Source organism: Parviterribacter multiflagellatus (assembly GCF_056863265.1).
The window spans coordinates 43,632-68,132 of the sequence record NZ_JBXPIZ010000006.1 but is presented as its reverse complement, the minus strand read 5'-3'; the positions used below and the strand labels follow the sequence as shown (position 1 = coordinate 68,132).

The following is a 24,501-nucleotide window of genomic DNA, read 5'->3' as shown; positions in this document are numbered from 1 at the left end:
GCGGCATGGCGACGATGCCGACGCGGATCGACCGGGGCCTGTTCGACGCGGCACGGTCGGCGGGCGAGCTGCACAGCCGCAGCGCGGCGCAGCAGCTGGACCACTGGGCGCGCCTGGGCAGAGCGCTCGAGGCGTCGCCGGCGGTCACGCACGACGCGATCGAGCGCGTCCTGTCCGGCGAGGTCCCGTACGACGCGCTCAACGGCGCCGAGCAGGCGCTGGCACGCGTCGAGTGGGACGACCGGATCGCCGCGCGGATCTCCGGGCTGGACTTCGAAGAGCGCCTGCGCCAGGCAGGCTCACGCTGGGCAGAGGCGGATGACGACGGCGCCCTCGTCGTCCGCGATCCCGCCGAGTGAAGACCCCCGTCCTGCACGTCCTCGCCGGACCGAACGGTTCGGGGAGGTCGACGTTCGTCGCGGAGGTGCTCGAGCCGGTCACGCACCTGCCGTTCATCAACGCGGACGAGATCGCTGCGGAGCGGTGGCCAGGCGACGAGCTCGGCCACGCGTACGAGGCCGCGGAGGCCGCCGCGGCACGCCGCGATTCCGCGATCGCGGCCCGCGCCTCGTTCATCACCGAGACGGTCTTCAGCCACCGCAGCAAGGTCGAGCTGATCGGCCGTGCCGTCGGCGCCGGGTACCTCGTGGAGCTGCACGTGATGCTCGTGCCGGAGGAGCTGGCGGTCCACCGTGTGGTCTACCGCGTCGAGCATGGTGGGCATGCGGTGCCCGAGCAGAAGATCCGCGAGCGCTACCGGCGCCTGTGGGGGCTCGTCGGCGAGGCGCAGCGGGTGGCGCACCGGACGACGTTCTACGACAACACGCGGACCACGCCGTTCCGGCCGGTGGCCGTCTACCAGCGCGGGCGACCCGTCGTCGCTCCGTCGTGGCCCGTCTGGACCCCGCCGGAGCTGGTCGCCGCCCTCTAGCGCGCCGGCGCGAGCAGCGCGGCGACGTCGGCCGGGTCGAGCGGCCGCGCGAGCAGGAAGCCCTGGGCGAACTCGCAGCCCAGCTCGACGAGCGTGGTGAGCTGCGCCTCGGTCTCCACGCCCTCGGGCACGACGCCGAGGCCGAGCGCGTGCGCCATCCCGACGATCGCGCGGACGATGGCGCGGCTCTCCTCGCGCTCCTCCAGCGCGAAGACGAACGAGCGGTCGATCTTGAGCTGGTCGATCGGGAAGCGCTGCAGGTAGCTCAGAGACGAGTAGCCGGTGCCGAAGTCGTCGAGCACCAGGCGCACGCCCAGCTCCTTCAGCCCGCGCAGCGTGGCGGCGACCGCCTCGGAGTCCTGCATCAGCAGCCCCTCGGTGATCTCCAACCCGAGTGCGTCCGCCGGGATGCCGTGGTCGACCAGCGCCCGCGCGACGAGGTCGACGAGGCCCGGCTGCGACACCTGACGGGCGGAGAGGTTCACGCGCAGGCGCAGCCCGGCCGCCGCCTCCGGATGGTCGCGCCGCCACACCGCCAGCTGGCGGCACGCCTCGCGCAGGACCCACGTCCCAAGCGGCACGACCAGCCCGCTCTCCTCGGCGATCGGGATGAACTCGCCGGGCGGGATCAGGCCGCGCTCGGGGTGCTGCCAGCGCACGAGCGCCTCGACACCGGCGAGCGTGCGGCCGGGGAGGCTCCAGTACGGCTGGTACTGGAGCAGAAGCTCGTCGCGGCCGAGGGCGCGGCGCAGGTCGGACTCGGTGCGCAGGCGGGCGATCGCGCGCTCGCGCAGGCGCGGGTCGAACAGCTCGTAGCGGTGCCCGGACTCCTTCGCGCGGTACAGCGCGGCGTCCGCGTCCCGGAGCAGGTCCTCGGGCGCCTCGGTGCCCGACGACAGCACGACGCCGACGCGCGCGGTGACGAAGAGCTGCTCCTCGCCGATCACGAACGGCCGCCCGAAGGCGCCAGCGACCCGCTCGGCCAGCCGCTGCGCGTGCGTCTCGTCGACGATGTCCTCGCAGACGACCGCGAACGTGTCGCCCGCGAACCGCGCGATCGTGTCGCCCGGCCGCAGCGCCGACGTCAGCCGCGGGCCGACCTCGCACAGCACCTGGTCGCCCGCGCCGTGGCCGAGCGACTCGTTGATCATCTTCAGGTCGTCGAGGTCGAGCAGCAGCACCGCGATGCGGCCCTCGCTGCGCCGGCGCAGCCCGTGGCGCATGCGGTCGACGAGCAGCGTGCGGTTGGGGAGGCCGGTGAGCCGGTCGTGCAGCGCGTCGTGGCGCGCGGCCTCCTCCGAGCGGCGGCGCCGCACGGCGTCGCCGATGATGTGGCCGACGGCCTGGAGGAAGTCGCGGTCGTGGTCGTCGAACGCGCGGTCGGTCCGGTCGTGCGCGCTGAGCACGCCCCACGGCGCGTCGTGCTCGCCCACCAGGACGAAGACCGACGCGCGGACGCCGTGTGCCTCCATCTGCGTCGAGCGCAGGTGCGGCGAGACCTCCTCGACCGGCCCGTCCGCGAGCAGGCCCAGGGCGACGTCGTCGTTGCGGTCGGCGACCTCGACGAGGTTGCCGACGACGCCCGCGTCCCAGCCCACGCCGGCGCGCACGAGCGGCAGCTCGCCGGGGCCGCGGATCTCGGTCGCGGCGGTCAGCGGCACCTCGAGCGTCTCGGCGACGGCGACGACGGACGCCTCCAGCAGGGTGGTGAGGTCGGGATCCTCGAGCGCTTGCTCGCCGAGCCGCGCGAGCGCGCTGGTCTGGGCGAGGCGGCGGCGCAGCTCCTCGGTGGCGGCGGCGACGCGCTCCTCCTGCTCGACGCGGGCGGAGACGTCGCGGGAGGAGACGCGCAGCTCGCGCACGCGGCCGCTGACCGGCTCGCGGATCACGTTCAGCGAGCTCTCCATCCACACGTACGTGCCCTCCCCCGTGAGGTGGCGGTAGGTCCAGCTCCCCGCGGCCCCGCGTTCGGCGAGGCGTCTGGTGAAGCGGCCGAGCCCCTCCAGGTCGTCCGGGTGCACGAAGTCGCGGGCGCGGCGGCCGAGCATGTCCTGCGGGGTGAAGCCGAGGACGGTCTCGACCGACGGCGAGACGTAGTGGTAGCTGCCGTCGAGGCTGTGGAGGCTCACGACGTCGGTGGCCGTCTCGGCGAGCAGCCGGTAGTGCGCCTCGGCCTCCGCGAGCGTGCGCCCGGCGCGGGCGCGATCGGTGACGTCGAACGCGAGCGTGACGCCGCCGGTGACGCGGCCTTCTTCGTCGAGCACGGGCCCGGCGACGAGCGCGTACGTGCGCCCGCCCCGGCCGTCGTGGCGCCCGGCGACGCTCGCGAGCTCGAACGTGCGGCGCTCGCCCGTGGCGATGACGTCGCGCAGGTGCGGGACGATCTGGGACGCGACCGGCGCCGGGATGAAGTCCTCGAAGGTGCGGCCGCGGACGAGCTGGGAGCTGTAGCCGCCGGAGGTGAGCAGCGGGCCCTCAGCCAGCAGCGTGCGCAGCTCCCGGTCGAACACCGCGACGCCGACACCCGGCAACGGTCGCATCAGCGCGCGGGCGATCTCGTCGAGACCCGTGCCGGCTTCCAGGCTCAGGAGCGCGGCAGGATCCAGGTGTGGGGGAAGCGCGGACACGCTTCCCGCGTCATCGACCTTGAGCGGTCCCGGCTTGAATCCAACCAACGCCGACGAAGACGGGCTCTGGGTGGAGATGTACACCGAAGGTCGTGTACACGCCATCAGCGACCTCACGCGCAAGGGCCACGAGCTGCCCCGTCGTGCCCCCACCGCGGTTGGTCAACGCCAGCGTGTGCTTGCTGGAGATCGCCACCGTGGCGGGGTCGCCGTGGCCCTTCGCGAAGCCGGCCCGCTCGATCAGCCACGCCGCCGACGTCTTGACGCGGCCGTCGGTCTCGGGCCAGCTCGGCGGGCGGACGCTCGGGCCCTGGATCGCGTGCACGCGCTCGGCGAGCGCGTCGAACTCCGCGGGCGTGAGGATCGGGTTCGTGAAGAACGAGCCGGCCGAGACGCTGTCGGGGTCCTGCGCGTCGAGCACCATGCCCTTGCCGCGGCGGAGCTCCAGGACCTCCTCGCGCACGCGCTCCAGCGCGGCTGTGGCGCCGACCTCGACGCCCAGCGCGCGCGCCAGCTCGGCGTACCTGACCGGCCGCGACGCGCCGCCGTCCGCCGTCAGCGCGAACGTCACCGCCAGCACCACGTAGCGGCCGGGCGTGCGCTTGAAGGTCGAGGAGCGGTACGCGAACCCGCACTCCTCGGGCGCGAGCGTGCGGATCGCGTGGTCGGTGCGGTCGAGCACGCGCACGGCGACGATCGTGTCCGCGACCTCCTGCCCGTACGCGCCGACGTTCTGGATCGGCGTCGCGCCGGTCGCGCCCGGGATGCCGGACAGCGCCTCGATCCCCGCGAGCCCCTCCGCCACCGCGTGCGCGACGACGTCGTCCCACGGCTCCCCGGCCGCGACGGTGATCGCGTCCCCGTCGCGCTCGATCCCGCGCGTGCGCACGTGGATCACCGTCCCGTCGAACCCCTCGTCGGCGACGACGACGTTGCTGCCGCCCCCGAGCACGAGCGCCGGCTCGCCCGCGTCATCCGCCTCCCGCACCGCGGCCACCAGCGCGGCCTCCGTGTCGGCGCGGACGTACCGCGCGGCCGGGCCGCCGAGGCGCAGCGTGGTCAGGTCGGCGAGGCGGACAGGCTCGGGCACCCGCCAGAGGCTACGAGCGCGCGCGGCGGGTCAGCGGGCGTAGGGCGGGTCGCGCTCCAGCCGGCTGAAGCCCTCCGCCTGCTCCTTGCAGCCCTGCGGGGAGGTGCCGAGGACGGGGAGGAGCTGGGTGTTGCCGGTGTGCGAGCAGTCGAAGGACTCCAGGCCGCCGGGGGCGCCGAGCCGGTCGAGACCGCGGGGCGCGCGGTAGGCGTTGGTGCGGTTCGTGCCCATGCGCTTCTTGTTGATGACGAACGCCTCGGTGGTGATCGGGATCATCACGCGCAGGTAGTGGAGCGCGTCCTTCGCGCCGGGGTGCTTGAACGTGTCGTTGGTCGCCGCGGCGACGTTGGCGAACGTGCCCATCAGCTCGGCCCGGTACTTCCCCAGGTAGTCCGCGACGGGCCGCAGGTCGCGGGCCGCGGTGTGGAGCTGCGGCATCGCCTCACGTGCGGCGTCGACGGTCCGCGACGCCGCGGGCAGACCACGGTCGGCGGCGTCCAACGCGGCAGGCAGCTCCGCCAGCAGCGCCTTCGCGTCGGGCAGGAGCGCGGTCGTGTCGCGCAGCGTCGGCGGCACGAGCGGCGCGACCGGCTTCAGCGTCCGCAGGAGCGGCGCCGCGTCCGCGCTCGCCGACTCGGCTGCACGCAGGGTCTGGCGCGTCTCGCGCAGGAACGTCGGCAGCACCTTCAGCGTCCGCTTCAGCTCCTCGTCGCGCGCGGACGTCGTCGCCAGGAGCGTGTCGGTCGCGCGCACGAGCCCCTGCACCGAGGCGCTCCGCCGCCCGAGCGCCCCGAACGTCGTGCCGGTGTCCTGGATCAGCGAGGTCACGGCGCGCTGCTGCGCGTCCAGCACGCGCAGCAGGTCGTCGGCCTCGCTCACGGCGGGCTCCAGCGAGCCGGTCGCGTCGCTCGGCTCCTGCCCCCGGCCATCCAGGCCGTCCGCGAGCCCCGTCAGGAAGACCTTGAGATCCCGCCGGGTTGGCGCGTCGAACGCCCGCAGCACCTCGTCGAGCTCGACCGTCTGGCGCACCTGCGACGCCGGCAGCACGCCGCCGTCGCGCAGCATCCCGCGCCGCTTGTCGCCCGGCGACAGCTCCACGAACGTCTCGCCCAGCAGCGTCTTCTGCCGCAGCACCGCCCGCGCGTTGCGCGGCAGCGGCGCGTACTTCTCCTCGAGCTCGATCACCGCGCGGATGCCGCCGCGCGGGCTGTCGGTGATCTTCACGACCTTCCCGACGCCGACGCCGGAGATCCGCACGTCCGACTGCTCGGGCAGCTGCGTCGCGCCGTCGAAGTCCGCGCTGAACCGGTAGCCCTGCGGGCCCATCGGCACCGAGCCGCCGAACGACGTCCACAGGTACAGCAGCAGGCCGAAGCACGACAGCGCGAACACGACCATCGTGGCGATCTTCCCGAGCGTCGGCGCCTGCGTCGTCATCGGGTGTGCTCCTGCGCGGTCGGGTCGTCCGGGCAGAGCGGCAGCGCGGTGATCGCCGACAGCAGCGGCGCGACGTCCTGCAGCGCGCCGTACGACGAGCACGACATCATCAGCGCGCCGCGCCACACCGCGCCCTGCGCGTCGTCGACCGAGAACACCGACGCGCCGTTGTGGAGGAACCACGTGAGCCAGTACAGGTAGCCCTCCTCCTCGCCCGGCGGGTTGTAGCCGAGCTGGTCGACCACGCGCGTGAGGACGTCGAACGAGCGGGTCAGCGCCGGCGTCACCGCGCTCAGGTCGCGCACGGCCGGGTCGAGCTTCCGCGCGACCGGGATGGCCTCCTTGGTCAGCCCGCGGATCTGCGTGACCGCCGGCTTGGCGTCGCGCAGGAGCGGGTCGACGCGCGGGAGCGCCTCGGTCAGCCGGCCGGCCGCCGGGCCGAGCTCGCGCAGCGCGGGCTCGAGCTCCTGCGCGAACGGCGTGGCCTGGCTCAGCGCACCGCGGGCGGCGCTCAGCGTCGAGGGCAGCTCGCGGAGCGTCGTACGCAGCGCGCGGTCGTGGTCGGCGACCGTCCGCAGCGTCGCGTCGCCCGCCTCGACGTGCGCCGCGAGCTGGTCGTCGTGCGCCGCCGCCGTCCCGCCCAGCCGGCGCAGGCTGCTGACCAGCCGTCGCAGCTCCTTGTCGCGCTCGGCCATCGCGGCCGTGACCCGCCGTGTCTGCTTCAGGGTCGGCGCGCCCGCCGACAGCAGCCGCCGCAGCCGTGCGCCCTGCCCGTCGAGGCCGTCCGCGCTCGCGCTCAGCATGATGCGCAGGTAGTCGCGTGCGTCGGTGTCGAGCGCGGCGAGCACCTCGTCGAGGTTGACGTTCGGCCGCGTCCGCGAGACCGGGATCACGGCGCCCTCGTCGAGCCTGCGGGCGCGCGGCGAGCCCGGGTCGAGCTGGAGCGCCATGTCCTGCAGGCCCGTCTTCGGACGGACGAGCACGGTCGCGTCGGCGTGGACGGCCGGGAGCTTGTCGCGGTCGATGTCCATCTTCACCAGCGCGCGCCCGTCGCGCAGCCGCACCTCGCCGACCTCGCCGACCTGCACGCCCGCCACCGCGATCATCTGGCCCTGCCCCGGCGCGACGGCCTGCGCGGTCGAGAGCTCGGCGCTGATCGTGTACGTGTCCTCCCACGGGAACTTCAGCCGCTGGTTGGAGAGCACGTACGCGGCGACGACGAGGCCCGCCGTGACGATGCCGGCGATGGCGAGCAGCTCCCAGCGGGGGAGGAGGCGCTGCAGCGGCCTGCGGCTCACTTCCCACCGCCCTTCTTCGGGGCGAGCGTCGCGTCGAGCGCCTGGCGCAGCAGGCTCTTGTCCTGCCGCGAGAGCCCCGGCGCGTCCCGCGTGGCCGGCGCCGGCGCGGTCTTCGCGGAGAGATCGATCCGCTGCTGGTCGCGGCACGCCTCCGCGGTCTGGAACGGCGGCTTGCGCTTCGGCGGCGCCGGGCGGGCGGCCTCGAGCGGAAGCGGCGACAGGCCGCTGAGCGCGCCGAGGCCGGGCAGCCGGCCGGTCGAGATCAGCTGCTCGCCGAAGCCGGCGAGGTAGCGCACGGAGTGGCCGTTGCCGTCGAAGTTCGACGACGCGCTGGCCAGCCCCACGAGCGCGCTCATCAGCTCCAGGTACGGCTCGCGCCCGGTCGTGTGCTCGCCGTCCTCGACCGGCGTCGAGATCGTCGGCACGACCTGGTCGCGCACGCAGTCGGTGACCGGCGTGACCTTGTCCAGCAGCGTCTCCAGCTGCGGCTGGAGCGCCGACACCTTCTGCACCGGCGGGCGCAGCGTGCGCGTCAGGGTCGGCAGCGCCTCGGGCCGCAGCAGCGGCTCGGCCTCGTTCAGCAGCGGGCGGAGCAGGTCGAGCGTCGCGGGCGCGCGGCGCAGCAGCGGCCGGACGTCGGCGGTGAACGTGCGCGCCTCCGGCATCGCGGAGCGGATCGCGCGGAGGGCAGGGCGCGCCTCCCGCAGCGTGCTCGACAGCCCGCGGATCGTCGCCGACAGCGACTCGTCCTCGGCGGCGAGCGCGCCGGCCGTGCGGTCGAGCCCGTCGATCAGGCCCGCGAGCTCCTTGCGCCGCGCGTCGAGCTTCGTCGTCACCTGCGCGACCGACACGACCGTCTCGGACAGGTCGCGGTCCTCCAGCCCGCGCAGCGCGCTGAGCACCTCCGCGGTGGGCTGGAGCGCGGGCGCGGTCGCGTCGAGGGCCGCCCCGAGGTCCTCCGCGCCGCCCTCGTCGAGCGCCCGGCCGGTCTCGCGCAGGAGCACCTGGAGCTGGCCCCGCCCGTCGGCGTCGAGCGTGCTCAGCACCTCGTCGAGCTGCACCGGCGTGGAGGTGCGCCCGAGCGGGATCGTCCCGTCGTCGCGCAGCTCCGGCGCGCTCGGGCTGCCCGGCTTGAGGTCGACGAAGAAGTTGCCCTCCAGGAAGAGCCGCGGGCGGACCTTCAGCGACGCGTCCTCGTGCAGGGGCCGCGCCGACTCGTCGATCTGCAGGTGCACGATCGCGGTCGTGCCGGGGCCGCGCTCGATCCGCTTGACCTTGCCGACGTTGACGCCGGCGATGCGCACCGGCGCCTCGGGCCGCAGCTCGCTCGCGTTGCGCATGACGGCCTGCACCTGGTAGCCGTCGTCGACCAGCGGCGGGCGGCCGCCGAACGCGAAGAAGAGCCCGACCGAGACGAGCGCGACCGTCCCGAGCCCCCACAGCACGTAGGTGCGGCGTCGCTCCTCATAGGAGCGGCGCGAGAACGCGCGGCGCCGGCGCGGGCGGACGCTCACCGGCCCACCGCCTTCGGGGGCGCGGTGGCCTCGGTGCGGTTGGCCTGCTTGCCCGGCACGCTGCCGATCCGCGTGCCGGGCAGGTACGGCTCGTTGCCCGTCTCGCACTCGCCGTCGAACGACCCGTACGGGTTGACGTGGAGGTCCTGAGCGGGCTTGGCGCGCTGGAGGAACTCGGCCGGTCGCAGCACCGGGGTGAACCGGAACCACGTGCCGAGCGCGTCGCCCTCGCTGATCGTCGACGACGCGTTGCGCGTCCACAGGCCCAGGTAGTTGCACTGGACCTGGAACGGCGTCAGCTCGCGCAGCGTCGGCTCCAGCGAGCCGACGACCTTCGTCAGGCCGACCACCGCGCCGGACGTCGCGGGCTCGTCGGTGAGCCGCCCGACCGACTCCAGCGTCTCCTGCAGCTGCGGCCCGAGGTCGACGGCGCGGTCGAGCACCGGCGCGCCCTGGCGGCTCAGGTCGGCGACGCCGTCGAGCGCGCCGGGCAGGAGCCTCGCGCCGGGCCGCAGGTCGACCGCGAGCTGCGCGGCGTCGGTCAGCACCGGGCGGATCGCGCGCAGCGAGCGGGCCGAGGCGGTCGCGGTCTCGGGCGCGATCTCCAGGGCCTCGACCAGGTCGGGCTCGGCCTCGTCGACCGCCTCGAACGTCGTGACCGCCCCGCGCAGCACGCCGTTGAGCTCGTCGCTGACCGGCGCGATGGCCTGCATCGCGGACGTCAGCCCGCCGATCGCCTCGCGCAGGCCGGTGTCCGGGTCGGCGAGGTTGCGCGCGACGGGCGAGAGCCGGCCGAGCAGCGGCTCGAGCGCCACCAGCGCCTGGTTGAAGTCCTGCCCGCGCCCGGCGAGGCCGTCGCTGACGCCGATCAGCGTCCCGCGCAGGCCGCGCCGCGTCTCGGCGTCGAACATCGCCAGCGCCTGATCGATCTCCACGACCGGCTTGGACTGCTTGAGCGGCAGCGTGCCGCCGTCGGGGATCGTGCGCCGGGCGTCGCCCGGCGTCAGCTCCAGGTACTTGGCCCCGAGCGTCGAGCGCGGTCGCACGCGCGCGGTCGTGTCCGCGGCGAGCGGCCCGGCGGCCTTGTCGAGCTTCACGGCCACGCGGGCGTAGGTGGAGCCGTCGGGCTTGGCGCGCGCGGTGATCCTCTCCACGACGCCGACGCGGCGGCCGAGCAGGCGCACCTCGTTGCCCTTGTTCATCCGCGCGGCGTCCGGGACCTCGACGGTGAGCTTGTACGAGGGGACGAGCGGCAGCCCGCTGTTGGCGTTGTAGGCGAGGAAGACGCCGACGAGCACGATGAGCACGGTCGCCGCCCCGATGAGCATCGGGTTCGCCTGGATCGAGTGCTGGCCGCGCCGGTTCATCGCGTCATCCGAGGAGGTAGTCGAGGAGGTCCTTGACCGGGCCCTCGTCGGCCGGGTCCTGCTGGGCGGGCTGCTGCGGCTGGGCCTGCTCGGGCGCCGGCGTCTGCTGCTGCGGCGCGGCCTGCTGCTCCTCGGTGGCCTGCGGGACCGGCGCGGGCTGCGCGGGCGCGGGGTCGACCTGCTGCTCCTCGGTCGCCTGCTGCTGCGGGGCGGGCTCCTCGGAGCTCCCGCCGCCGCTTGATGTGGAGGCCGGGTCCTTCTCGCGGTCCTTCCGCTTGCGCTCCTCCCGTCGCTCCGCGCCGCGGCCGGTGAAGTTCGCGTCGCACTCCGGCACCGGCTTGACCGCGTACAGGGCGCACTCGCTCAGCATCAGGTGCGCCGGCAGGATGTGCGAGTAGCGGTCGTACCGCGCGGTCGCCTGCGCGGCGTAGTACGCGAAGTCCTGCAGGCCCTCGATCGTGCCGGTGGAGCGCAGGCTCTCCAGCAGCGGGGCGAGCAGGTCGCCCGTCGGCAGGGCCCGGGCCGCGAACGCCTGGAGCTGGTCGACGAGCGGCGCGGCCTTGCGGAGGATGGGCTCGCCCGTCTTCGCGGCCTTCCCGAGCCGGTCGAGCGCGGGCCGGGCGGCGTCGGCGAGCGGGCCGACGTCGCGGCTCAGGCGCGTGATCGCGGGCGCGGCCCGCTCGAGGTCGGCGAGGATCGGGCGGCCGTCGCGGGTGAGCGTCTCGAGCTTCTGCAGCGACGGCTTGGCCTCCGCGAGCAGCCCGGGAAGGCGGTCCAGCGTCTTGCCCAGGTCGCCGCGGTGCGTCGCCAGTGTCCCGGTCACCTCGGCGGTGCGGTCGATCGCCTTGCCCACCGTGTCCCGCTCGCGCGCGAGGCTGCCGACGACGCGGTCGGCCTCGTCGGCCAGCGCCTTCAGGCGGTCGCGGTCGTCGCCCAGGACGTCGAGCACGCGCCGTGACTGCTCCAGCGCGGGGTTCGCGCGGCGGATGACGGCGGTCAGCTCGCGGCCGCGGCCGGCCAGGCCGGAGCCCAGCTCGTTGATGAGGATGCGCAGCCGCTCCGGCGCGGGCTCGCGCAGCGCGGCGAACGCGAGGTCGATGTCGACCGGCGCGTGCGTGCCCTCCAGGCCGAGCACCGGAGGGTCGCCCTTCAGCGGCGCGGCGCGCTCCGAGCCGGGCGCGCACTGGATGAACTTCTCGCCGATCAGCGACTGCGGCTGGATCGTGCAGTCCGCGTCCGCGCGGAACGGCCCGAACCGCCCGTCGATCTCCATCTCGATCCGCGCCTTGCGGTGCTCGGTGAGGCTGACGCGCGTGACGGTGCCGACCGGCGCGCCCGCGATGCGGACCTCGTTGCCGTCGATGAGGAAGCTCGCGTTGTCGAAGATCGCGGCGAACCGGTACGTCCCACCGCCGCCCGGGCCGTCGTCGCCGCCCGCGCCCAGCGCGAGGAACACGGCCGCGCCGCCGAGGAGGACGAGCAGGAGCGCGCCGAGCCGCCTCACTTCAGGTCGTCCTCCGGGTCGCACTTGGCCTCGGGCGCGTGCCAGGGGTTGCCCTTGCCGTCGCGCGCCTGCGTGGCCGCGCCCGGGCAGCGCGCCACGCGGTCCCGCCGCCAGGAGACGACCGGGTCGAGCGTCGGGAGCTGCACGTTCGACAGCACGCCCTGCAGCGAGGCCGTGTTGCCCGCCAGCGCGATCCGCACGTAGTGGCCGTTGGCGTCGTAGTAGCCGCCGGTCGTGCCGCCGAAGCCGTTGAGCAGGCCGGCGACGAGGTCCGGCGTGTACACGCGCGCGGCGCCGACGACGGGGTCGGCGGCCTTCAGCGCGCTGGTGGCGGACTTCAGCGCGGGCGTGGCCGACCTCTCGGTCTGCGGGAGCCGCGTCAGGACGCCGCTGACGTCGGGGAGGAGCGCGCGCAGGTCGCGCGCGACCGGCCGGGCCTGCTGGACGACCGGGCGGACGTCCTGCATCACCGGCACGAGCCGCGTGGCGACTGGCTGCGCCTCGCGGAGCGCGGGGCGCAGCTCCTTCAGCACCGTGCGCAGCTCCGCCAGCATCGAGTTCGAGGCGCGGAGCGTGTCGGGCGCGCGCCGCAGCGTGTCGTCGAGCGCCCGGCGCTCGCGCGCGAGCGCGTTCATCGTCGCGGCGCCGTTGCCCAGGCTGCGCTCGAGCGCCGCACGCTCGCCGGCGACCGCGTCCATCACGCCCGCCGACGTGACGAGCGCCTGCTCGAACGCCCGCTGGTCGCGCAGCAGCTCGCCCGCGGTCGCGGTGGCCTCCTGCAGCGCGGGGCTGAGCGACCTCAGCGCGGCGCGGGTCTCCCTGCCGCGGCCGCCGAGCGCCTCGGCGCCGCCGTGCGTGAGGTCCTGCAACGCGGCGCGGGTCGACGCGTCGAGCGTGTTGATGACCTGGTCGAGGTCGACGATCGGCTCGACGTCCTGCGGCGGGATCGTGCCGCCGTCCGGGATCTCCGGCGCGTCGTTCGGGCCGGGCTGGAGCGCGACCGTGCGGCCGGCGACGCTGGACAGCGACGTGGAGCGGATCGTCGCCTTCGTGCCGCGGTGCAGCGGCTTGAAGCGCTCCTCCTCGATCTTCATCGTGATGAGCGCCTCGCTGCGGTCGCCCAGCTCGATCGACTCGACGGTGCCGACCTCGACGCCGCCGATCTTCACGAGGTTGCCCTTCACGAGCTGGCCGGCGTCCTGCGCGACCGCCGTGATGCGGTACGGATGCGACCCGGACGTGAGCAGCATCCAGCCCGCCGCCACGATCGCGGCCACGAGCGCGCACAGCGCGACAGCTCGGACCCTTCCCCCCACCAGGAGCTCTCCGTGGTACGAGTTGTACCGACGGTGTCCCACTCGTGCGCCGGTTCCCTGAACGCGTGCGTTCTGGCGCGATGGCCGGTGGAGAACGACCCGGCGGACGTGTCGCCGAGGCGTGGGCGACATGCGCGACTCCTTCGCCGCGCCGGCGCGCTCAAGGGGCCGCAGCAGCGGCTGACGCCGCGGGCCGCACGTTCGGCGGTCGCGGCGGCCTAGCGGCGCGGCTCAGGGACAGACCCGCGCCGCCCCCGCGATCGGGGGTGGGGTGGACGCCTACTTGTGGCGGTAGACGATGCGACCGCGATCCAGGTCGTACGGGGAGACCTCCACGCGCACGCGGTCCCCGGGAAGCACGCGGATGCGGAAACGGCGCATCTTCCCCGCGAGGTGCGCGAGGACCTGGTGTCCGTTCTCCAGCTCCACGCGGAACATGGTGTTGGGCAGCGCCTCGACGACTTCGCCTTCGAACGCGACCTTCTCTTCAACTGCTATTGGCTCATCACCTCCTCCATGCCGACCCTCCCAGGATAGGGCGGCGGCGGCGGGGCCTTGGGAGACGGTCGTCACGCTTTGTGACGTGGGTCGCTACGGTCCGCGGCGATGGACGTCGTGATCATCGGCGGCGGGCACAACGGGCTCGTCGCGGCCGCGTACCTCGCGCGGGCGGGGAAGTCGGTGCTGGTGCTGGAGCGGCGCGCGTCCGTGGGCGGCGCCGCCGTGAGCGAGGAGCCGTTCGCGGGGCACGCCGCGCGCCTCTCACGGTATGCGTACCTCGTGTCGCTGCTGCCGCGGCAGATCGCGGCGGACCTCGGCGTGGACGTCGAGCTGCGGACGCGGCCGGTCGTCGCGTGCGCGCCGCCGGAGCTGCTCGCGCCGGGACGGATCCCGGAGCAGGAGGCGTGGGACGCGTTCTACGCCGCCACCGACGCGCTCGCGGCCGCGCTCTTCCCGTCCGTCCTCGCGCCGCTTCCGACCCGGGCGGAGGTCCGGGCCGCCGTCGGCGCCGACGCGTTCCGCGCGTTCGTCGAGACGCCCCTCGGCGACACGCTCGCCGCGCGGTTCGACTCGTCGCTCGTGCGCGGCGTCGTGGGCACCGACGGGCTGATCGGCACGTTCGCGTCGCTGTACGACGACGCGCTCGCGCAGAACCGGTGCTTCCTCTACCACGTGGTCGGCGGGCCCTGGCGGGTGCCGGTCGGTGGGATGGGCGCCGTGTCGGCGGCACTGGAGCGGGCGGCCTCGCGCGCGGGCGCGCGCGTCGAGCGCTCTGCCGAGGTGCTCCACGTCGACTCCACCGCGGTGACCTACCGCGACGCCACCGGTGCCGAGCGCACCGTGGAGGCGGAGTGGGTGCTGGCCAACGTCGCGCCATCCGTGCTGGACGCGCTGCGCGGCCAGCCGGTGCGCGCGGTCGCGGAGGGGTGCCAGACGAAGGTGAACCTCCTCCTCACGCGGCTGCCGCGGCTGCGGAGCGGCATCCCGCCCGAGCAGGCGTTCGCGGGGACGCTGCGGCTGCACGAGCGCGAGGACGAGCTGGAGGCGGCGTGGCGCGCCGCGTCGGCGGGGGACCTTCCGGACCCGGCGCCCGCCGAGCTGTACTGCCACTCGCTCACCGACCCGTCGATCGTGCCGCCGGGCTTCCACACCCTGACGCTGTTCGGGCTCCACACCCCCGCCGCGCTGTTCCGGCGCGACCCGGAGTTCACGAAGGCGGTGCTGGTCGAGCGCTACCTCGACCACCTCGACGAGCTCCTCGACGAGCCGATCCGCGACTGCCTCGCGCTCGACGCCGACGGCAACCCGTGCATCGAGGCCCGCTCCCCGCTCGACCTCGAGGCCGAGCTCGGCCTGCCGGCCGGCAACATCTTCCACGGCGAGCTCGCCTGGCCCTGGCGGGAGGACGGCGCGCCCGCCACCACCGCCGCGGAGCGCTGGGGCGTCGCGACGGACGATCCGCGGATCCTGATCTGCGGCGCGGGCGCGGTGCGCGGCGGCGGCGTCAGCGGCATCGGCGGCCACAACGCCGCGATGGCGGTGCTGGGGCGGTAGCGCTACGGTCCCGCCCCGTGAACCTCCGCCTCGCCGTGTCCGCCACCGTCGTCGTCTTCGCGCTCGCCGGATGTGGCGGCTCGGACTCCTCCGGTGACGAGGAGGCCGCCGTGCTCGAGGCCGTCAAGCAGTCGAACGTCACCTTCGCGCGCGGCGACTACGCCGCGACGTGCACGTACTACACGGAGCGGCTGCGGCGCGAGATGGCCGCGCAGACGGGCGCGAAGGACTGCGTCGACCAGTGGCGGCAGACCGCGGCGTCGATGCGCGAGACCATGACGCGCGAGCAGATCGACGCGATGACGAGCTACCACGCCGAGACGGCCGAGGTCGACGGCGACCGGGCCACCGCGACGTACGGCGAGCCGCCCGCCTCGATCAAGGACCTGCCGGGTGTCGCGCTCACCGGGAAGAAGGTCGAGCTGCGGCGCGAGGGCGGGCGGTGGCGGATCGACGCGCTGCCGCAAGTGGCCCTCGAATCCGAAGAGGTACTGGCCTCCTGATCGAGGTCCAGTGCGGCCTAGAGTCGGCCGCATGCGGATCTTCCTCGCCGGTGCGACCGGCGCGATCGGGCGGCGGCTCGTGCCGCTCCTCCTCGACGCCGGCCACGACGTCACGGGCATGACGCGGAGCGCCGCGCGCGCCGACGACCTCCGGGCCACGGGCGCCGGCGCGACGGTGGCCGACGCGTTCGACGCGGACGCGGTGCGTGCGGCGGTCGCGGCGGCGCGGCCGGACGTGGTCGTCCACCAGCTCACCGACCTCGGCGACCAGGACTTCGCGGCCAACTCGCGGCTGCGGATCGACGGCACGCGCAACCTCGTCGACGCGGCGCGGGCGGCGGGCGTCGAGGCGATGGTCGCGCAGTCGATCGCCTGGCTCTACGCCGCCGGCGACGACGGCCCGGCGACCGAGGACCAGCCGCTCGACCCGGGCGCGCGCGGCTACGACGGCGTCGCGGCGCTGGAGGCCGCGGTGGCGGAGATGCCGCGCGGCGTCGTCCTGCGCTTCGGGTTCTTCACCGGCCCGGGCACGTGGTACGACACGCCCGAGACGCTGCCGACCGACCCCGCCTGGTCGGCGTTCGTCCACGTCGACGACGCGGCCGCGGCCACCGTCGCGGCCCTCGACTGGCCCGCCGGCCCGGTCAACGTCGCCACCCCGCTCCCGCACGCCGGCGGCCGCCGCGTCTCGACCGCCCTCGCGGAGTCCCGCGGCTGGCGCCCCACGCACCCGCTCACCTGACCCGGCGGGGGCGAACCTCCGCCGCCCCGCCCCTTGACGCCGTGCCTCATCAACGACCCGAAAGGCACGTCATGCATCCCACCACGTCCCTCCCGCCGCGTCTCGACCGGGGCGCCATCGCATCCGTCGTGTTCGGCGCGATCGGGCTGGCGTTCCCGTTCGTGTTCGCCATCCTCGCCATCGTCCTCGCCGGCCGCGCGCACGAGCGCGTGGACCACCACGGCGGGCGGCGCGCCGACCGGGACCTCGCGTCGGTCGGGTCGACGCTGGGCTGGTGCGGCGTGGCGATCGGCGCGATGTTCGTCGCCTTCGTCGTCGTCGCGCTCATGCTCGGTGCGACCTTCGGCGCCGAGACGACCACCACGACGACGACCTTCTGACGCGTCGCGCCGCATCGGCCCGAACGCGCCGGCCGGGGGCGCTGCGCCCGGGTCCGGGGGTTCCGCCGATGCGGCGCGCCAGAGCCGCGCTTACGGTCGCCGACATGCCACGCACGAGCTTCAGGGCGATCGCCGGCGCAGCGTGCGCCGCGGCCCTCCTCCTCCCCGCCGCGGCCGACGCCTCGCAGGTCACCCGCAGCGGCTCCGCCCTGCAGCTGCAGGCCGCGCCGGGCGAGGCGAACCGCATCACGATCGACCAGGACTTCTTCTCCAGCGGCAAGCTGTCGATCCGCGACGCCGCGGGCATCGCGAGCTTCCCGCCCGAGTGCACGGAGGAGACCGCCGGCACGATCGTGTGCCCGCCGGCCGGCATCGCCGCCATCACCTTCGAGCTGGGCGACGGCGAGGACCACTTCGACGCGAGCGCCGCCGCGCCGCAGGGCATCCAGATCGGGATCAACGGCGGCCCGGGCAACGACGACCTGAGCGGCGGCAGCTACGGGCTCGGGATGGCGATCAACGGCCAGGACGGCGACGACAGGCTCCACGGCGGCGAGGGCAACGACGTGCTCGACGGCGGCGCCGGGAACGACACGCTCGCCGATCGCGTCGGCAGCGACGTCCTGCGGGGCGGCGAGGGGAACGACGAGCTCGACGGCGACGCGGTGACCGTCCGCGGCGCCGACGTCATCGACGGCGGGCCGGGGGTCGACACGCTGAAGGACACGTACAGCGGCGTCGAGCGGATCGACCTCAGCTACGACGGCGCCGCGAACGACGGCGGCCCCGGCGAGGGCGACAACGTCGTCGGCATCGAGACCTACCGCTCGTACGTCGTCACGCGCTTCGTCGCGGGCGCCGACCCGGTCACGCTCGAGGTCATGCAGAGCGGGGCGGGCGGCTCGGAGCTGACCGGCTCGCCCGGTCCGGATCGCCTGCGCACCTACGACTACGCCGACGTCATCCGCGGCGGCGCGGGCAACGACGACATCGAGGCCGGCAACGGCGACGATACGATCGACCCCGGTCCCGGCCGGGACAACGTCAACGCCGGGCCGGGCTCGGGCTCGTGCAACTTCCTCGTCTGCCGCGGCCTCTTCGGCAACGACACCGTCCACGCGCGCGACGGCGAGCAGGACTCGATCGAGTGCGGCGTCGGCAACGACACCGTCATCGCCGACGCGATCGACACCGTCGCCCAGTCGTGCGAGAACGTCGACCGCGGCGCGCCCGCCACCCCGCCCGGCGGCGGCACGACCCCGCGCGGCGGCAGCAGGGCCGCGGCCCGCTGCGTCGTCCCGAAGGTCGCCCGCGGCGCGCTGCTCAAGCCGACGCGCAGCAAGCTCACCAAGGCCAGGTGCAAGGTGCGGACGGTGCGCGTGAGCTCGAAGAAGGTCCGCAAGGGCCGGGTCGTCGGCCTCAAGGTCAAGAAGGGCCGCAGGCTGCGCGCCGTCAAGGCCGGGACGAAGCTCGCGAGCGGGACGACGATCGTCGTGCAGATCTCGCGAGGACGCTAGAAGGACGCCATAGGCTGGGCCCCGCATGGACTGGAACGCGGGGCAGTACGAGACGACGGCGGCGGAGCTGGCGCCGGCCTCCGACCTGGTGGTCGAGACGGCCGGCGTCTCCGCCGGGCAGCGGGTCCTCGACGTGGCGTGCGGGACCGGGAACGCGGCGCTCGCCGCGGCGGCCCGCGGCGCGGAGGTCGTGGGCGTCGACGGCGCGGAGCGGTTGCTGGGGGTGGCCCGCGAGCGGGCGATCGCCGACGGGGTGGACGACCGCACGTCGTTCCTCCCCGGCGACCTGGAGGCGCTGCCGGTCGAGGACGCGAGCTTCGACGTGGTGCTCTCCGTCTTCGGCGTGATCTTCGCCGCCGACGCGGCGAAGGCGGCACAGGAGCTGCTGCGGGTGACGCGCCCGGGCGGGCGGATCGTGCTTGCCACGTGGATCGCGCGCGGGGCGCTCGCGGACATGATGCGCACCTCGCGCGCTGCGGCCGCGGAGGCCGGCGACGCCGGCGCGCCGGTGCCCGGCGGGGCCAAGGCGCAGCACCTCGACTGGGGCTCGCCGGAGACGCTGGAGCGGCTGTTCGCGCCCGCGCGCGTGACGACCACCGAGCACGCGCTCCCGTTCACCGCCCCGTCGGCGCGGGCGTGGATCGAGAAGCAGGACCGCGACCACCCGTCGTGGCACACGCTCCGCGCGGCGCTCCCCTCCGCGCGCTACGAGCAGCTGCTCGACGAGCTGACCGCGATCCTCGCGGCGGGCAACGTGGACCCGGACCGCTTCCGCGTGGACAGCCCGTTCCTCGTCGCGCGGATCGACGTGCCGGCGTGAGTGGGGCCGGCGCGGCGGCGGTCGCGAAGCTGCGGGCGGACGGCGCGTCGCCGCAGGCCGTCGCGGCGTTCGAGGCCAAGCTCGCCGCGCTGGACGACCCCCGCGCCGGGCTGCTGCCCGGCGACGAGCTGGAGCCCGTCGGCGACGTCCCCGCGCTCGAGGACGCCGCGGACGCCGACCCGCGCGCGCTCGACGCGGTCGCGGTCATCAAGCTCAACGGCGGGCTGGGCACGTCGATGGGCCTCACCGCGCCCAAGTCGACGGTGACGGCGAAGGACGGGCTCAGCTTCCTCGACGTCATCGCGCGGCAGGTCCGCGCGCTGCGCGAGCGGACCGGGGCGCGGCTCCCGCTCGTCCTCATGAGCTCGCGCGCGACGAGCCGGCCGTCGCGCGCCGCGCTCCCCGAAGCGCAGGAGTTCCTGCAGGGCCGCGAGCCCAAGCTGCTGGCCGACACGCACGCGCCCGTGGAGTGGCCGGCGAACCCGGAGCTCGAGTGGTGCCCGCCCGGCCACGGCGAGGTGTACGTCGCCCTGGCCGGGACGGGGATGCTGCGCGAGCTGCTCGACGGCGGCTACCGCTACGCGTTCGTGTCGAACGCCGACAACCTCGGAGCGGTCGCGGACGTGCGCGTCGCCGAGTGGCTGGCGGAGACCGGCGCGCCGTTCGCGATGGAGGTCGTGCGGGGCACCGCGGCCGACCGCAAGGGCGGGCACCTCGCCCTGCGCCGCGATGGCCGGCTCGTGCTGCGCGAGACCGCGCAGGTGCCCGACGGGGACGCCTCGTTCACCGACGTCGAGCGGTGGCGCTGGTACAACACGAACAACCTGTGGCTCGACCTGCGCGCGCTCGCCGCGCTCCTGGAGGAGCGGCCCGCGGGCCCGGAGCTCCCGCTGATCGTCAACCGCAAGACCGTCGACCCGACCGACGCCTCGACGCCCGCGGTGCTCCAGCTGGAGAGCGCGATGGGCGCGGCGGTCGGCGCGATCGACGGGGCGCGCGCGATCCACGTGCCGCGCTCGCGCTTCGTGCCGGTGAAGACGACGAACGACCTGCTCGTGCTCCGCTCCGACGCGTACACGCTGCGCGAGGACGGGCGCGTCGAGCCGGCGTTCGCGCGGGAGGCCGCGCCCGTGGTGACGCTCGACGACCGGTACTTCAAGCGGCTCGGGGACTTCGAGGCGCGCTTCCCGCACGGCCCGCCGTCGCTGCGGCGCGCCACCTCGCTCACCGTCACCGGCGACGTCACGTTCGACGCGGGCGCCGTCTTCGAGGGCGACGCGGAGGTGCACAGGTGAGCGACCGGGTCGTCGCCTTCGCGCCCGGGCGCGTGAACCTCATCGGCGAGCACACCGACTACAACGGCGGGCTCGCGCTGCCGTTCGCGATCGACCAGGGCGTCACGGTGACGGCGACGACCTCGAGCTCACGTGCGGTGGAGGTCGTCGCGCTCGACCTCGGCGAGGAGGACCGGTTCGCGCTCGACGGCGTCGAGCGCGCTGACGGCTGGCGCGCGTTCGCCCGCGGCGTCGTGGCGGAGCTGCGCGCGGCCGGCCACGAGCTGCGCCCCGCGCGGCTGGAGGTCACGGGTGACGTGCCGCGCGGCTCGGGCCTGTCGTCGTCGGCCGCGCTGGAGGTGGCGCTCGTGCTCGCGCTGCTGCGCCGCGACCCCGCCGAGGTGGAGCGGCCCGCGCTGGCCGCGCTCTGCTCGCGCGTGGAGAACGACTGGGTCGGTGCGGAGACCGGCCTGCTCGACCAGACCGCGTCGCTCCTCGGCAGCCCGGGCCATGCGCTGCGGATCGACTTCGCGACGATGGACGTTCAGCGCGTCCCGTGCGACATGCGCGGCTGGACGCTCGTCACCGTCGACTCGCACGAGCAGCACTCCAACGCGTCCGGCGGCTACAACGCGCGCCGGGCCGAGTGCCGCGAGGCGGCGGCCAGGCTGGGCGTCGAGCACGTCGCGCAGGCCGACCGGGCGGCGGCGGAGCGGCTCCCGGACCCGCTGCGCCGGCGCGTGCTCCACGTCCTCGACGAGGGCGAGCGGGTCGATGCGACGGTGGCGGCGCTCCGCGACGGCGACCTGCCGGAGGTCGGGCGCCTGCTCGACCAGAGCCACGCCTCGCTGCGCGACCAGTACGAGGCGTCGACGGCCATGGTGGAGCGCGCGGTCGCGGGGCTGAAGGCCCACGGCGCGGCGGGCGCACGCATGGTCGGCGGCGGCTTCGGCGGCCACGTGCTCGGCCTGCTGGAGCCCGGCGTGGCGCCGCCGGAAGGGGCCACCGTCGTGACCCCCGCCGCCGGCGCCCACCTGCGCGTCCCTTAGCGGCCGGGCGGCGGCGGGCCGTCGGGGTCGTGCCCCGCCGCGCGCGCGTCGGCCTCGGCGTCCTCGATCTGCCTGCCGAGCGGCCGCCACAGCGACCACGCGATGAAGAGCGCGGCGAGCACCAGCATCCCCAGGCCCGCCCACAGGTTGATCCGCACGCCCGCCGCCTTCTCGACCTCGGCGTCCGAGTCGAAGATGCCGAGCACCGTCAACAGCGTCCCGTAGAGGACGAACATCCCGCCGATGATCCGGCGCAGGTCGAACAGGTTCGCGGCCTGCATCTCGCGGCCGGAGTCGCTCGCTTCCTCGAGCTTCGCCATCAGAAGAACACCACCGTGAGGCCGGTTGCCAGCAGGAGCGCGCCCGCGCCCAGGACGATCGGCGACTCCCACCACGGCTGCCCGCGGCCGACGATCACGCGCGCGGTGTCGGTGACCGACATGCCCCACACCAGCCCGCGCAGCTCCTCGCGCGGCTTGGGCTTGGTGAAGAGCGTCACGGCGACGGTGACGATCGCGTCCACCACGAACGCCGCGCCCGCGCCCCAGAACGACTGGTCGAGGTCGGAGCCGAAGCTGAAGATGTCGAGGAACTTGTAGCCCACGTACAGGAAGAGCGCCGCGAGCGTGCCCGCGATCAGCCCCCACAACCCCGCCGACGGCGTCATCCGCTTCCAGAACATGCCGATGATGAACGTGGCGAACAGCGGCGCGTTGAAGATGCTGAAGAGCGCCTGCAGGTAGTTCATGAGGTTGTCGTACGTGGACGCGATCAGCGCGGTGGCGATCGCGACGACGATCCCGCCCACCGTCACCCGCCGGCCCGCCGAGACGTACCACGCGTCCGCCTGGTCCTTCTTGAGGTAGGGCTCGATGATGTCGGTCGTCACCACCGTGTTGAACGCGGAGACGTTCGCGGCGACGCCCGCCATGAACGACGCCATCAGCCCGGTGACCGCGATGCCGAGCATGCCGTTCGGCAGGTACTCGTTCATCAGCAGCGGGATCGCGTAGTTGTACGCGAGGTCCTCGCCGCTCCCCAGCCCCTCGATCTGGACGAGCGCGATCATGCCCGGGATCACGACCACGAACGGGATGAGGATCTTCGGGTACGCGGCGATCAGCGGCGTGCGCCGCGCGGCGGACAGGTCGCGCGCCGACAGGCCGCGCTGCACCTCGGCGAAGTTCGTCGTCCAGTAGCCGAACGAGAGCACGAAGCCGAGGCCGAACACGAGCCCGATCCACGTCGCGCCGATCGGGTTGACGACGTCGCCGACGCCGGTGCCCTGCAGCGCGTGCAGGCCCGCCTCGCCGAGGTCGGACTCGCGGATCTTGTCCTTCAGGCCGTTCCACCCGCCGACGTCCGTGAGGCCGACGACCGTGAGCGGGATCAGCGCCGCGATGATCACGAAGAACTGCAGCACCTCGTTGTAGATCGCGGACGAGAGGCCGCCGAGCGTGATGTAGCCGAGGACGATGCCCGCGGCGACGACGATGCCGACGAGGATCGGCCAGCCGAGCAGCAGCTCGAGCACGAGCGCCAGCGCGTAGAGGTTGACGCCGGCGATGAGCACGGTCGCCAGCGCGAACGTGATCGAGTTGAACAGGTGCGAGCGCTTGTCGAAGCGCTTGAGCAGGTACTCCGGCACCGAGCGGACCTTGGAGCCGTAGTAGAAGGGCATCATCACGATGCCCAGGAAGACCATCGCCGGGATGGCCCCGATCCAGTAGTAGTTGACGGTGGCGACGCCGTACTGGGCGCCGTTGGCTCCGTTGCCGAGGATCTCCGTCGCCCCGAGGTTCGCCGAGACGAACGCGAGACCCGTGATCCACGCGGGGAGCGACCTTCCGGAGAGGAAGTAGTCGAGGCTCGTCTTGACGTAGCGCTTGGCGATCCAGCCGATGCCGAGCACGAGCGCGAAGTAGACGAGCAGGATCCCGTAGTCGAACACGTTCATGTCGAGACGGGCGTCGGCGAGCGTGAGCACTGCGGCTGAACGTGCCACGTCCATCCACCCGTCAAACCCGGCTCGGGGCCGGCGGGGCTACGCGCGCGGCGGCGGGAGCGGCGCGCGGAGGACGATCGGCTCGTCGAACGTGCGGCGGACGAGCAGGAACGCGATCGTGCCGAGCAGGGTCGGGATCCAGAGCACGAGCGCGTGGTAGACGAGCACCGCGACGGCCGCCGTGGTGGCCGAGGCGCCGTACAGGACGAGCGCCGCGGCGAGGCCGCCGTCCAGCGCCCCGATGCCGCCGGGGATCGGGACGATGTTCCCCAGGTACCCGATGAGGAACGCGAGGGTGAGGGCGCCGACGGGCATCGCCTCGCCGAACGCGCGGAACGCGACCCACAGCATCGCGATGTCGAACCACAGGTACATCAGCGCGCCCGCGAGCCGCCAGGTCGGGTGGCGGATCTCGTGGAGCGCGTCGGCCACGACGCCGGAGGTCGCGTGCAGCCAGCGGCGCAGGCGGCCGGGCTCCTGGCCGAGCGGGATGCGCGCGGCGAGCAGCGGCAGGCAGGCGAAGAGCGCGACGCCGCCGAGCCCGGCGATGCCGGGGATCAGGCCGTAGAGCGGCGAGCCGGGCGCGTCGAGGACGCCGGTCGCCACGAGGACGCCGGCGACGCCGAGCGTGGCGGCGTTGACGCCGGAGGTGAGGAGGAAGAGGACCGCGCTGCGCTGGACGAAGCGGCCGAGCGGTCCGCCCTTCGCCTTGACGATGTACGCGCCGATCGCGATCCCGCCGGCGCCGCCGGCGGGCAGGACGGCGCCGAACGCCATCTCGCTCAGCGCGACGCGCGCGGCGAACCGGCGCTGCACGCGCCAGAAGACGTGCTGGAACGCGAGCACGTAGCCGAGGCAGGAGAGCAGCTCCAGCACCACGGCGAGCGCGATCCAGCCGGGGGCGACGGACCGCAGCTCGTCGCGCACCTCGCCCAGGCCGGGCACCGCGAGGAGCAGCGCGCCGACCAGGAGGACGAGGAGCACGAGCGACGCGATGCCCCGCCACAACCGCTTCCCCTCGTCGGCCGGAGGCGCGACGGCCTGGTCGGCGGGGAGGGTCGTGGCGGGCATC

At 74.5% G+C, this 24,501-nt stretch carries 22 protein-coding genes; 10 read left to right on the top strand and 12 right to left on the bottom strand.

The window, feature by feature from the left end:
* Positions 1-5 precede the first annotated feature (5 nt).
* Positions 6-359, top strand: coding sequence for a TA system antitoxin ParD family protein (locus AC1UE5_RS13915; protein ID WP_482924380.1), 354 nt, complete (start codon positions 6-8; stop codon positions 357-359).
* The gene (locus AC1UE5_RS13910) at positions 356-931 is read left to right on the top strand and encodes an ATPase (protein ID WP_482924378.1); all 576 of its coding nucleotides are present in this window, start codon (positions 356-358) and stop codon (positions 929-931) included. The genes AC1UE5_RS13915 and AC1UE5_RS13910 overlap by 4 nt, the downstream gene beginning before the upstream one ends.
* Here AC1UE5_RS13910 and AC1UE5_RS13905 read toward each other — a convergent pair.
* The 9 genes from AC1UE5_RS13905 to infA form a co-directional block, all read right to left on the bottom strand.
* A complete protein-coding gene (locus AC1UE5_RS13905; RefSeq protein WP_482924376.1) occupies positions 928-3,558 on the bottom strand; it encodes a sensor domain-containing protein in 2,631 nt (876 codons plus the stop codon). The genes AC1UE5_RS13910 and AC1UE5_RS13905 overlap by 4 nt on opposite strands.
* A 10-nt stretch (positions 3,559-3,568) precedes the next feature.
* Entirely contained in the window at positions 3,569-4,648 is a 1,080-nt protein-coding gene (locus AC1UE5_RS13900; protein ID WP_482924374.1) for a UDP-N-acetylmuramate dehydrogenase, read from the bottom strand.
* A gap of 30 nt (positions 4,649-4,678) precedes the next feature.
* Positions 4,679-6,085: an MlaD family protein gene (locus tag AC1UE5_RS13895; RefSeq protein WP_482924372.1), complete on the bottom strand. Its 1,407-nt coding sequence runs from the start codon at positions 6,083-6,085 to the stop codon at positions 4,679-4,681.
* The gene (locus AC1UE5_RS13890; protein WP_482924370.1) at positions 6,082-7,383 is read right to left on the bottom strand and encodes an MCE family protein; all 1,302 of its coding nucleotides are present in this window, start codon (positions 7,381-7,383) and stop codon (positions 6,082-6,084) included. Before AC1UE5_RS13890 ends, AC1UE5_RS13895 begins: the two co-directional genes overlap by 4 nt.
* Positions 7,380-8,897, bottom strand: a complete 1,518-nt coding sequence (locus AC1UE5_RS13885) for an MlaD family protein (RefSeq protein ID WP_482924368.1) — start codon at positions 8,895-8,897, stop codon at positions 7,380-7,382. The genes AC1UE5_RS13890 and AC1UE5_RS13885 overlap by 4 nt, the downstream gene beginning before the upstream one ends.
* Complete coding sequence (locus tag AC1UE5_RS13880) at positions 8,894-10,264, bottom strand: MlaD family protein (RefSeq protein WP_482924366.1); 1,371 nt, start codon at positions 10,262-10,264, stop codon at positions 8,894-8,896. Before AC1UE5_RS13880 ends, AC1UE5_RS13885 begins: the two co-directional genes overlap by 4 nt.
* A 4-nt stretch (positions 10,265-10,268) precedes the next feature.
* Entirely contained in the window at positions 10,269-11,768 is a 1,500-nt protein-coding gene (locus AC1UE5_RS13875) for an MlaD family protein (RefSeq protein WP_482924364.1), read from the bottom strand.
* Positions 11,765-13,045 carry an MlaD family protein gene (locus AC1UE5_RS13870; RefSeq protein WP_482924362.1) on the bottom strand — a complete coding sequence of 427 codons (1,281 nt, stop codon included), beginning with the start codon at positions 13,043-13,045 and terminating at the stop codon, positions 11,765-11,767. Before AC1UE5_RS13870 ends, AC1UE5_RS13875 begins: the two co-directional genes overlap by 4 nt.
* A gap of 318 nt (positions 13,046-13,363) precedes the next feature.
* Positions 13,364-13,582 (bottom strand): translation initiation factor IF-1, encoded by a 219-nt coding sequence (gene infA, locus AC1UE5_RS13865; RefSeq protein ID WP_482925044.1) that lies wholly within the window; start codon positions 13,580-13,582, stop codon positions 13,364-13,366.
* A 108-nt stretch (positions 13,583-13,690) separates the two neighbouring features.
* Between infA and AC1UE5_RS13860 the strand changes: the two genes are divergently transcribed.
* The 8 genes from AC1UE5_RS13860 (at position 13,691) to AC1UE5_RS13825 (ending at position 21,424) form a co-directional block, all read left to right on the top strand.
* Positions 13,691-15,139, top strand: coding sequence for a phytoene desaturase family protein (locus AC1UE5_RS13860; RefSeq protein ID WP_482924360.1), 1,449 nt, complete (start codon positions 13,691-13,693; stop codon positions 15,137-15,139).
* A gap of 17 nt (positions 15,140-15,156) precedes the next feature.
* The gene (locus tag AC1UE5_RS13855) at positions 15,157-15,642 is read left to right on the top strand and encodes a hypothetical protein (protein WP_482924358.1); all 486 of its coding nucleotides are present in this window, start codon (positions 15,157-15,159) and stop codon (positions 15,640-15,642) included.
* Between the two features lie 31 nt (positions 15,643-15,673).
* Entirely contained in the window at positions 15,674-16,384 is a 711-nt protein-coding gene (locus AC1UE5_RS13850) for an NAD-dependent epimerase/dehydratase family protein (RefSeq protein WP_482924356.1), read from the top strand.
* A 71-nt stretch (positions 16,385-16,455) separates the two neighbouring features.
* The gene (locus AC1UE5_RS13845) at positions 16,456-16,764 is read left to right on the top strand and encodes a hypothetical protein (protein WP_482924354.1); all 309 of its coding nucleotides are present in this window, start codon (positions 16,456-16,458) and stop codon (positions 16,762-16,764) included.
* 104 nt (positions 16,765-16,868) lie between these two features.
* Positions 16,869-18,281, top strand: coding sequence for a calcium-binding protein (locus AC1UE5_RS13840; RefSeq protein ID WP_482924351.1), 1,413 nt, complete (start codon positions 16,869-16,871; stop codon positions 18,279-18,281).
* A gap of 25 nt (positions 18,282-18,306) precedes the next feature.
* Positions 18,307-19,101, top strand: a complete 795-nt coding sequence (locus AC1UE5_RS13835; protein WP_482924349.1) for a class I SAM-dependent methyltransferase — start codon at positions 18,307-18,309, stop codon at positions 19,099-19,101.
* Complete coding sequence (locus AC1UE5_RS13830; RefSeq protein ID WP_482924347.1) at positions 19,098-20,396, top strand: UTP--glucose-1-phosphate uridylyltransferase; 1,299 nt, start codon at positions 19,098-19,100, stop codon at positions 20,394-20,396. The genes AC1UE5_RS13835 and AC1UE5_RS13830 overlap by 4 nt, the downstream gene beginning before the upstream one ends.
* Positions 20,393-21,424, top strand: a complete 1,032-nt coding sequence (locus AC1UE5_RS13825; protein WP_482924345.1) for a galactokinase — start codon at positions 20,393-20,395, stop codon at positions 21,422-21,424. The genes AC1UE5_RS13830 and AC1UE5_RS13825 overlap by 4 nt, the downstream gene beginning before the upstream one ends.
* Here the strand turns inward: AC1UE5_RS13825 and AC1UE5_RS13820 are convergent.
* From AC1UE5_RS13820 to AC1UE5_RS13810, 3 genes are read right to left on the bottom strand one after another with little or no spacing between them, the layout of a single operon-like run.
* The gene (locus AC1UE5_RS13820; protein WP_482924343.1) at positions 21,421-21,744 is read right to left on the bottom strand and encodes a hypothetical protein; all 324 of its coding nucleotides are present in this window, start codon (positions 21,742-21,744) and stop codon (positions 21,421-21,423) included. The two genes, AC1UE5_RS13825 and AC1UE5_RS13820, sit on opposite strands and share 4 nt — an antisense overlap.
* A complete protein-coding gene (locus AC1UE5_RS13815) occupies positions 21,744-23,435 on the bottom strand; it encodes a sodium:solute symporter family protein (RefSeq protein ID WP_482924341.1) in 1,692 nt (563 codons plus the stop codon). The genes AC1UE5_RS13820 and AC1UE5_RS13815 overlap by 1 nt, the downstream gene beginning before the upstream one ends.
* A 33-nt stretch (positions 23,436-23,468) precedes the next feature.
* Positions 23,469-24,500, bottom strand: coding sequence for a lysylphosphatidylglycerol synthase transmembrane domain-containing protein (locus AC1UE5_RS13810; protein ID WP_482924339.1), 1,032 nt, complete (start codon positions 24,498-24,500; stop codon positions 23,469-23,471).
* Between the last annotated feature and the right edge of the window lies 1 nt (position 24,501).

What these genes read in the sequence shown, in the direction of transcription:
- AC1UE5_RS13860 (WP_482924360.1), top strand. Translation starts at nt 13,691, where the DNA reads ATGGACGTCGTGATCATCGGCGGCGGGCACAACGGGCTCGTCGCGGCC.
- AC1UE5_RS13810 (WP_482924339.1), bottom strand. Translation starts at nt 24,500, where the DNA reads ATGCCCGCCACGACCCTCCCCGCCGACCAGGCCGTCGCGCCTCCGGCC.
- AC1UE5_RS13835 (WP_482924349.1), top strand. Translation starts at nt 18,307, where the DNA reads ATGGACTGGAACGCGGGGCAGTACGAGACGACGGCGGCGGAGCTGGCG.
- AC1UE5_RS13820 (WP_482924343.1), bottom strand. Translation starts at nt 21,744, where the DNA reads ATGGCGAAGCTCGAGGAAGCGAGCGACTCCGGCCGCGAGATGCAGGCC.
- AC1UE5_RS13850 (WP_482924356.1), top strand. Translation starts at nt 15,674, where the DNA reads ATGCGGATCTTCCTCGCCGGTGCGACCGGCGCGATCGGGCGGCGGCTC.
- AC1UE5_RS13915 (WP_482924380.1), top strand. Translation starts at nt 6, where the DNA reads ATGGCGACGATGCCGACGCGGATCGACCGGGGCCTGTTCGACGCGGCA.
- AC1UE5_RS13880 (WP_482924366.1), bottom strand. Translation starts at nt 10,264, where the DNA reads ATGAACCGGCGCGGCCAGCACTCGATCCAGGCGAACCCGATGCTCATC.
- AC1UE5_RS13840 (WP_482924351.1), top strand. Translation starts at nt 16,869, where the DNA reads ATGCCACGCACGAGCTTCAGGGCGATCGCCGGCGCAGCGTGCGCCGCG.
- AC1UE5_RS13815 (WP_482924341.1), bottom strand. Translation starts at nt 23,435, where the DNA reads ATGGACGTGGCACGTTCAGCCGCAGTGCTCACGCTCGCCGACGCCCGT.
- AC1UE5_RS13895 (WP_482924372.1), bottom strand. Translation starts at nt 6,085, where the DNA reads ATGACGACGCAGGCGCCGACGCTCGGGAAGATCGCCACGATGGTCGTG.
- AC1UE5_RS13845 (WP_482924354.1), top strand. Translation starts at nt 16,456, where the DNA reads ATGCATCCCACCACGTCCCTCCCGCCGCGTCTCGACCGGGGCGCCATC.